This window comes from Bisgaardia hudsonensis (genome assembly GCF_004345785.1).
Lineage (GTDB): Bacteria > Pseudomonadota > Gammaproteobacteria > Enterobacterales > Pasteurellaceae > Bisgaardia > Bisgaardia hudsonensis.
Genome location: NZ_SLXI01000007.1, coordinates 69005 through 77468 on the forward strand (window position 1 = coordinate 69005; position 8464 = coordinate 77468).

An 8464-nucleotide genomic window follows, 5' to 3' on the forward strand; every position below is an offset into this window, starting at 1 on the left:
CTGTTTTATCTGATGTATTCGTAAAATCTTCTGGAATTTCTACCGCACTTTCAATAGGGGTTGTCTGATCTTCATTTATTAGCGGATTTTTAGGCGATATAGTTATTTGTTCTAAATCTTCTTTTTTTGTAATATCAGAGGGTGTTTTTTCTTCGTTCTCATTTTTTAATTTTTTATCTGATTTACCTAGACCAAGCCAAGACCAAAATCCACTTTTTTTTTCTTCTTTTGACATAATTTTTTCCTATTATTCTAAGGATTTTTCTATTTATTCATCACATTTATTGAAAAATAGACTAAACTAAACAACATATTGAAACAGTTTATCATATTTATAAATTACCTATGAAAAAAAATCGACAACAAAATAGTTTAAAGGCAACGGGTGAAGTAAGAATTATTGCAGGTAATTGGCGAGGAAGAAAATTACCTGTTCTATCTTTAGAAGGATTACGTCCGACAGGCGATAGGGTCAAAGAAATGGTCTTCAATTGGTTGATGCCTTATATTGTTGATTCGGTTTGTTTAGATTGTTTTGCTGGTAGTGGCTCACTTGGTTTTGAAGCGCTTTCTCGTCAAGCAAAGCAGGTTATTTTTTTAGAATTAGATAAAAAAGTAGCTAATCAGCTTAGCCACAATTTAAAAACATTAAAATGTTCATCAGAGAAGGCAAATGTAATTAATCAAAATAGTTTACTATTTTTAGCGACAATTCAATCAGAGCCTCAATTTGATTTGGTTTTTTTAGATCCGCCTTTTCATTTTGATTTGGTTGATCAGACTATCTTTTTATTACTAAAAAATAATTGGTTAAAACCGAATGCATTAATTTATATTGAAACAGAAAAAGGAAAGATTATTGATGTACCAAATGATTGGGTGTTACTTAAAGAAAAAAATACTGGTCAAGTAACTTCTCGTTTATTTCAACATCAAGACGTTTCAGTTTGTTAGATTAAGTTCGGCGATATAATCCCTGTTCTGTAATCACTAAATCTTGTAATTCCAATTCGAGTAGTTGGGTTAGTAATATATCTATTGATAACGATGTTTTTAGGGCTAAATCATCTAAACTAATAGGGGTATAACCTATATGTTGGTACAGTTCTGGATAGTTTGGTTCTTCTGGTGGCGTTGGTCCATCATAATCAATTAATAAATTTTGGGGTTTTTTAGGTAAATAGTTATTTACACCAAATAAAGAAAGATTTTCTAAAATATCTTCGGTGTTTTCTACCAACATTGCTCCTTGTTTAATTAATCTATGGCAACCTTCACTGTATTTATTTTGTATATTGCCTGGTAATGCAAAAATATCTCTATTTTGCTCTAGGGCATATCTTGCCGTTATGAGTGAACCACTTCGTTCGCTAGCTTCAATAATTAAGGTTGCAAGGGAGAGTCCGCTGATAATTCGATTTCTTTGAGGAAAATGTTGTGCTATTGGTGGCTGGTTAGGTAAAAATTCGGAAATAATGCAACCATTATGATCTATAATTTCTTGAGAAAGTTTCTTATGTTTTTTGGGATAAATATGTTCTAAACCACTTCCTAATACGGCAATAGTTTGTCCTTTTATATTAACTACGGCTTGATGACTAAAAGCGTCAATACCTAACGCTAAGCCACTGGTAATAATAAATCCTGCTAGACTTAGTTCTGTAGCAAAATATTTTGCCCAGTATTCTCCATAATTTGAACAGGAACGACTACCTACTATTGCGATTTGTTGTTGTTTTAAGGCATCTATATTTCCTTTAACAAATAATAATAGTGGTGGTGTAGCGATTTGTTTTAATAAATAGGGATAATTTTCATCATATAAATTAATAATAGTATGATTGTTTTCTTTAGCTTCCCATTCTAATGCTGGTTGAATATATCGCATTTCTGGATTAAACCAGCGATGGATTTGTGTTGTAGTCCATCCAATAGCTTTTAGTTTCTCTTGATCATATTGTATTAGCGTTTCTAATGTAATTTCATTGAGAATTTTATTAATGCTATTTACCCCCAATCTAGGAATTTGTTGTAATCGTAAAATAATTTCATTTGATTTATTCATTGAATATTCTCATAGGATAAATATACTTTTGTTTTATTAGCATATTGTTTTTTATGAGAATATAGTGAATGAACGATATTATTTTTGCGATTATGATCGCAAAAATAATTAAAAGAGAAGTATTTAAATACTAAGTATTTAAAAGAATATAATCAATATCTATATTTTTTCTATAAAATTAGGTAACCAACTTTCAGCACATTGATCGGGATCATCAACATTGGGCATATCAATTCTTAACGCATCACAAATTTCTACCGCACTTTTTGTTTTTAATATATTTTCAACGGTATTTACCGCATAACAAAAAGTATCATAATCAGAATTGCCTAAACCAATAACTGCAAAACGAATTGAAGATAAATCTAACGGCTGTAATTTTATAGATTCAAATAAAGGCTTTAAATTTTCAGGTAAATCCCCTGCTCCATGAGTGGAGGTAACAATTAACCAAATTTGCTGATCAATAATATCATTAATCATTGGTCCATGGTGTAAAGAGCTGGAGAACCCTTTTTCTTGTAATATTTCTTGAATATGTTCCGCTACATATTCTGCACTACCTAATGTACTACCTGTAATAAGGCATATTTTTTTACTCATTTTGAGTCCTAAAAAAGAAGGCTTAGATAATTATCCAAGCCTTCTTTCTATTAAAATTAAACGTTATCAATGCGACCAAGTAATGAACGTAAACGCTCTTGCCAATTATTATGCTCTGCTCTTAATTGCTCGTTTTCATTACGTAATTGTTCATTATTTTGTTGTTCTTTATTTTTTTCTTCTTTCAATTCTTCTATTTCTAATTGAAGTAATTGGATTGTTTCAACAGCTTGTTTAATTTTTTCTTCTAATTGATCTAATATTTCTAATGACATATTTTTTCCTTGTTAAGTAATTTATTATTCAGAGATAATTTCTTATTATTCTACCTTACTTAAAGTTTACTTCAAGTTGATTATTCAAGAAGAGCGATGAAAAAAACTAAAAATTTTTATTTATCATTACGCAAACGTTTACATAGTGATAGAATATTGCGATTTTTAATTATTTGCAGATGATGAAGAAAATTAAGGAGACATCAAAATGAATAGGGCGTTAGCAATTGAATTTTCAAGAGTAACTGAAGCTGCTGCATTGGCTGGATTTGCTTGGTTAGGTCGAGGAAATAAAAATGCTGCAGATGATGCAGCAGTGCAAGCAATGCGTTTAATGTTAAACCAAGTAGAGATGTCTGGCAAAGTGGTTATTGGTGAAGGTGAAATTGATGATGCACCAATGTTATATATTGGAGAGAAGCTTGGCACAGGAAAAGGTGCAGAGGTTTCGATTGCGGTAGATCCTATTGATGGAACAAGAATGACTGCAATGGGGCAGTCTAATGCTATTTCTGTTCTTGCTGCTGGTGGTAAAGACACGTTTTTACGTGCCCCTGATATGTATATGGAAAAATTAGTAGTCGGTCCTGAAGCAAAAGATATGATAGATTTAAATTTACCTTTAGAGCAAAATTTACGTCGTGTTGCATCGAAAATGGGTAAATTACTTTCTCAATTAACTGTGATTACTTTAGATAAGCCTCGTCATACAGATGTTATTAGAAAAATGCAGGATTTAGGCGTAAAAGTGATGGCTATTCCTGATGGTGATGTGGCGGCTTCTATTCTTTGTTGTTTACCTGATGGTGGGGCAGATATGCTTTATGGTATTGGTGGTGCACCTGAAGGTGTTGTTGCAGCGGCTGCTATTCGAGCTTTAGGTGGAGAAATGCAAGCTCGTTTATTACCAAGACATCTTGTAAAAGGAAATTCATCTGAAAATCAAGTGATTGCTGCAGATGAAATTCGTCGTTGTAAAGAAGTTAATATAGAAGTGAATACTGTTTTGAAATTAGAAGATTTAGTCAGAGATGATAATTTAGTTTTCTCTGCTACAGGAATTACAAATGGTGATTTATTAAAAGGGATCCATCGTCGAGGCAATCTTGCCACTACGGAAACTTTATTAATTCGTGGTCGCTCTCGAACAATTAGACGTATTCAGTCTGTTCATTATTTAGATAGAAAAGATACCGCTCTTTATCGTCTAATTGGTGCTTAATTTTCTTTTAATAAATTCTTTCCTTTTATGAGCCTAAAATTCTTTATTTTAGGCTTTTTTATTATCGTTAGATAGCGGGGAGCGTTCTTATAATAATTAGCCAAATAAGCAAATTTTTGCTATAATTTAACACAGTTTTTTTAATAATAAAAATAGAGAAATTTTATGTCAGAGAATACAAATGAAAGCTATGGAGCTGGGAGTATAAAAGTTCTAAAAGGACTTGATGCGGTGCGTAAACGCCCAGGAATGTACATCGGTGATACTGATGATGGTACTGGTTTACATCACATGGTTTTTGAAGTCGTGGATAATGCGATTGATGAAGCATTAGCTGGGCATTGTAAGGATATTATTGTTACTATTCATTCTGATAATTCAGTTTCGGTACAAGATGATGGACGTGGTATTCCTGTGGATATTCATCCAGAAGAAGGCGTATCCGCTGCACAAGTGATTATGACTGTTTTACATGCTGGTGGAAAATTTGATGATAATTCCTATAAAGTTTCTGGTGGACTACATGGTGTAGGTGTATCGGTAGTTAATGCTCTCTCTGATAAATTACAACTGACAGTTCGTCGTCAGGGTAAAGTATATGAACAATTTTATAATTTAGGTGAACCGCAAGCCCCTTTAAGTGCAATTGGTGATACCACACAAACTGGTACAACAGTACGTTTTTGGCCAAGTCCTAAAATTTTTACCAATATTGTATTTGAATATCAAATTCTTGCAAAACGTTTGCGAGAGTTATCATTTTTAAACTCTGGTGTTTCTATAAAATTATTTGATAAACGTGATGATAAACATGATCATTTTCATTATGAAGGTGGTATTCAAGCATTTGTCGAATATTTAAATAGAACAAAAACACCAATTCATCCAAAACCATTTTATTTTTCAATGGAAAAAGATGATATTGGTGTTGAAGTATCATTACAGTGGAATGATAGTTACCAAGAAAATGTATATTGCTTTACTAATAATATTCCACAACGTGATGGTGGTACCCATTTAGCTGGTTTTCGTAGTGCTTTAACGCGAGTTTTAAATAAATATGTTGATGAACATGCTAACAAGAAAGATAAGAAAAGTGTGGCAACTTCTGGTGATGATGCTCGTGAAGGTTTAGTGGGGATTGTTTCTGTTAAAGTACCAGATCCAAAATTTTCTTCGCAAACTAAAGATAAATTAGTGTCTTCTGAAGTGAAAAGTGCGGTCGAATCAGCAATGAATGAACGCCTACAAGAATACCTTGATGAAAATCCAAATGATGCAAAAATTATTGTAAGCAAAATTATGGATGCCGCAAGAGCTCGTGAAGCGGCTCGTAAAGCGCGTGAAATGACTCGTCGTAAAGGTGCATTGGATATAGCGGGATTGCCGGGTAAATTAGCTGATTGTCAAGAAAGAGATCCTGCTTTATCTGAATTATACTTAGTGGAGGGAGACTCTGCTGGTGGGTCAGCAAAACAAGGTCGTAATCGTAAGAATCAAGCGATTTTGCCATTAAAAGGGAAAATCTTAAATGTGGAAAAAGCCCGCTTTGATAAAATGCTTTCTTCGCAAGAAGTGGGAACTTTAATTACCGCATTAGGTTGTGGTATTGGTCGAGATGAATATAATCCAGATAAATTACGTTATCATAGTATTATTATTATGACCGATGCGGACGTTGATGGTTCACATATTCGTACATTATTGTTGACATTCTTCTATCGTCAAATGCCTGAATTAATAGAACGCGGTCATGTTTATATTGCTCAACCGCCACTTTATAAAGTGAAAAAAGGTAAAAATGAAGAATATATAAAAGATGATGAAGCGATGATGCAATATGAGTTAAATATTGCTTTAGATGGTGCGGCGTTGTACGTTAATGAAAATGCACCAGCTATGAAAGGGGAAGCATTAGAAAAATTAATTTCAGAATATAATGCAGTCAATAAAATGATTCACCGTACGCATCGTCAGTATCCTGAGGCTTTATTAAAAGAGTTGGTTTATCATCCAGTATTAACGGCTGAAATGATGAAAGATCAACATACAGTAGAACTTTGGGCGAGATCTTTAGTTACTTTATTAACTGAAAAAGAAGTCAATGCAAGCCAATACAGTTATCGTTTAACATTTAATACTGAGCGTCAGATTAATGAAGTTGTTTTGATTGTTCGTACTCATGGAGCAGATACAGAATATTTCTTAAATTTTGAATTTGTAAATGGTAATGAATATGGACGAATTATTAGTTTAGGAAACCAGCTACAAGGATTATTGGAAGAAGGGGCTTATGTTGCTCGTGGAGAGCGTCAATCTCCAGTGTCATCTTTTGAGCAAGCAGTAGAATGGCTAGTAAAAGAATCTCGTCGTGGTTTAATGGTTCAACGCTATAAAGGATTAGGTGAAATGAATCCAGAACAGCTTTGGGAAACGACTATGGATCCAAATGGAAGAACAATGTTACAAGTTTCGATCCGAGATGCGGTTGTTGCTGATCAGCTGTTTACTACCTTAATGGGTGATGAAGTTGAACCTCGTCGAGCATTTATCGAAGACAACGCATTAAGAGCGAATTTGGATATTTAGCTTTGTCAATATACATAAGGGCTGAAATCAATATTTCAGCCCTTTTTGTTTAGATAAATTAAAAGCAGAATAAAAGAGGGTTTTATAGAAATAATCTATGATTTATTTCTAAGTTTTGCTATGATTTTTACGGGTATTGTTACCAAAAAGCTATATCAAGATGAAATGATTGCAAAAGTAGCTAGTAAAAGGCTTGAACGAATGAATGGTTATGATTGATACAAGAATGAGCTTAGCTAAAATTGTAAAAAATTTATTATTTGTAACATTTTTTTGCAGTATTTTGTCTTCTTGTACTTCAGATAAAGATAGGTTACCTCCGTATAATATAAAATACTTAAAGTGTATATTTGAAGCACATACCTCTAAATCTAATGGTTTCGGTGGAACAGCTGTTATAGATCCAGCTCCTTGGGAAATAAAATATAATAGATGTAAACATGAAAAATTTTAATATAATGTTTTTCATCTATTTAGGATGAATAAAAGTTTTCTTCTTAAAATAAATTGTTGACAATGGTAATTTGGTGGGAAAATCTATTAAGAGTAGATAATGCTAATAATAACATTGATAGCATTTCTTAAAGATCATTTCTCTTTTTATGAGTGTTTTTGTATCCATAATGAAAAAAGTATTAATATTATCTGTAATATTGGGTTTAATTTTCTCAGTATTTTCTGGGTTTATATATCCTTTATTAAATCTTGAAGATAGTCGGGTTTATTTGGACCTAGCTTTAGTTTTTATTTTTTCTGTTATGTATAAATTTTTCAAAAAATGAATTAATAAATATTAGGAACTATTAAATTTCGGTTTAGTTTTTCATTCTTGTAATGTGTTATATTTATTGTTAGATAATACTATTTGCGATTTTTTCACTACATAAACAAAACTATTCCCCAAGTTACCACAACAGTTGTTAGTGCAATAAATACAGCAGCAGATCCCAAATCTTTTGCCCTGCCTGAAAGTTCGTGGTATTCCGTTCCTACTCGGTCAACAACGGCTTCAATGGCACTATCTTCATTCTGCCAACTTTTCCCAGCTAATTCCGCATCTCGAGAACGATGATAAATAGCCTGTTGAATACCTGAACTGATCCAACTTTCCGCATCTTGTAATGTCCAATTTCCATATAATTCAATTTGAATTTCTTTTTTATTCTTTAAATGGGGATTGAGCATATTGAACTCCTCTGCAACAGCTTGACAAGCTAATTTGGTTGCAGGATGAGCTGCAGCAGATACCGTTAACCAATCTGCTCCGGCTTCAAATGCCATTTTAGCTAAAACCCCGCCTGCATCAGTAGTTTTAAAATCACATACAATAATATGCTCTGGATATAATGATCGAATAATTGATATTGCTTTCATTCCTTCAGAACAAGCAAGAATTGTGCCAACTTCAATTACGTCCACAAAATTTGCTACTTGTCTTACATCCTGAATAGCTTTTTCTATGCTTAATGAATCAAGAGCTATTTGTAATAATGGTTTAGTCATAATTCCTCCTTTTTCATTCTACTGCCCATAGTAAGCATTCTTACCATGTTTACGCAAATAATGCTTATCCAACAAATCTTGTTGCATAGGCTGTAAATTAGGACGAAGTTGCCGTGTAAATAAATTCATATAAGCAATTTCTTCTAAAACCACTGCATTATGTACCGCATTATCCGCATCAGTTCCCCAAGAAAAAGGTCCGTGAGA

Annotated in this window: 9 protein-coding genes and 1 pseudogene; 4 read left to right on the plus strand and 6 right to left on the minus strand. The window is 32.8% G+C overall.

Annotated elements, in window-relative coordinates; genetic code table 11:
- Positions 1-235 (minus strand): annotated as a pseudogene (locus tag EV697_RS09840) (hypothetical protein); the annotation flags it as partial.
- Positions 236-345: 110 nt separating this feature from the next.
- On the opposite strand from EV697_RS09840, the gene rsmD reads away from it, so the two are divergent.
- The gene (gene rsmD, locus EV697_RS08970) at positions 346-954 is read left to right on the plus strand and encodes a 16S rRNA (guanine(966)-N(2))-methyltransferase RsmD (protein ID WP_132024818.1); all 609 of its coding nucleotides are present in this window, start codon (positions 346-348) and stop codon (positions 952-954) included.
- Position 955: 1 nt separating this feature from the next.
- Here rsmD and dprA read toward each other — a convergent pair whose 3' ends face one another.
- From dprA to EV697_RS08985, 3 genes are all read right to left on the minus strand, one after another.
- Positions 956-2065 carry a DNA-processing protein DprA gene (gene dprA, locus EV697_RS08975; protein WP_132024820.1) on the minus strand — a complete coding sequence of 370 codons (1110 nt, stop codon included), beginning with the start codon at positions 2063-2065 and terminating at the stop codon, positions 956-958.
- Between the two features lie 159 nt (positions 2066-2224).
- Entirely contained in the window at positions 2225-2668 is a 444-nt protein-coding gene (gene mioC, locus EV697_RS08980) for an FMN-binding protein MioC (protein WP_132024822.1), read from the minus strand.
- Positions 2669-2724: 56 nt separating this feature from the next.
- Positions 2725-2943: a cell division protein ZapB gene (locus tag EV697_RS08985; protein WP_132024824.1), complete on the minus strand. Its 219-nt coding sequence runs from the start codon at positions 2941-2943 to the stop codon at positions 2725-2727.
- Between the two features lie 208 nt (positions 2944-3151).
- Here EV697_RS08985 and glpX point away from each other — a divergent pair, with 208 nt between their 5' ends.
- The 3 genes from glpX (at position 3152) to EV697_RS09000 (ending at position 7208) form a co-directional block, all read left to right on the plus strand.
- Positions 3152-4165 carry a class II fructose-bisphosphatase gene (gene glpX / locus EV697_RS08990; RefSeq protein WP_132024826.1) on the plus strand — a complete coding sequence of 338 codons (1014 nt, stop codon included), beginning with the start codon at positions 3152-3154 and terminating at the stop codon, positions 4163-4165.
- 165 nt (positions 4166-4330) lie between these two features.
- Entirely contained in the window at positions 4331-6754 is a 2424-nt protein-coding gene (gyrB, locus tag EV697_RS08995) for a DNA topoisomerase (ATP-hydrolyzing) subunit B (protein ID WP_132024828.1), read from the plus strand.
- A gap of 211 nt (positions 6755-6965) precedes the next feature.
- On the plus strand, positions 6966-7208 hold the full coding sequence (locus EV697_RS09000) for a hypothetical protein (protein WP_132024830.1): 243 nt from the start codon (positions 6966-6968) through the stop codon (positions 7206-7208).
- A 425-nt stretch (positions 7209-7633) separates the two neighbouring features.
- Here the strand turns inward: EV697_RS09000 and EV697_RS09005 are convergent, their stop codons facing one another.
- Both EV697_RS09005 and EV697_RS09010 read right to left on the minus strand, forming a co-directional pair.
- The gene (locus EV697_RS09005; protein ID WP_132024832.1) at positions 7634-8257 is read right to left on the minus strand and encodes a diacylglycerol kinase; all 624 of its coding nucleotides are present in this window, start codon (positions 8255-8257) and stop codon (positions 7634-7636) included.
- Between the two features lie 18 nt (positions 8258-8275).
- Positions 8276-8464 (minus strand): class II aldolase/adducin family protein (locus EV697_RS09010; RefSeq protein WP_341769865.1); only part of this gene is annotated, 189 nt, incomplete at its 5' end.

Excerpts from the sequence above, each read along its gene's own strand:
- mioC (WP_132024822.1), bottom strand. The coding sequence starts at position 2,668 with ATGAGTAAAAAAATATGCCTTATTACAGGTAGTACATTAGGTAGTGCA.
- EV697_RS08985 (WP_132024824.1), bottom strand. The coding sequence starts at position 2,943 with ATGTCATTAGAAATATTAGATCAATTAGAAGAAAAAATTAAACAAGCT.
- EV697_RS09005 (WP_132024832.1), bottom strand. The coding sequence starts at position 8,257 with ATGACTAAACCATTATTACAAATAGCTCTTGATTCATTAAGCATAGAA.
- glpX (WP_132024826.1), top strand. The coding sequence starts at position 3,152 with ATGAATAGGGCGTTAGCAATTGAATTTTCAAGAGTAACTGAAGCTGCT.
- rsmD (WP_132024818.1), top strand. The coding sequence starts at position 346 with ATGAAAAAAAATCGACAACAAAATAGTTTAAAGGCAACGGGTGAAGTA.
- gyrB (WP_132024828.1), top strand. The coding sequence starts at position 4,331 with ATGTCAGAGAATACAAATGAAAGCTATGGAGCTGGGAGTATAAAAGTT.
- dprA (WP_132024820.1), bottom strand. The coding sequence starts at position 2,065 with ATGAATAAATCAAATGAAATTATTTTACGATTACAACAAATTCCTAGA.
- EV697_RS09000 (WP_132024830.1), top strand. The coding sequence starts at position 6,966 with ATGATTGATACAAGAATGAGCTTAGCTAAAATTGTAAAAAATTTATTA.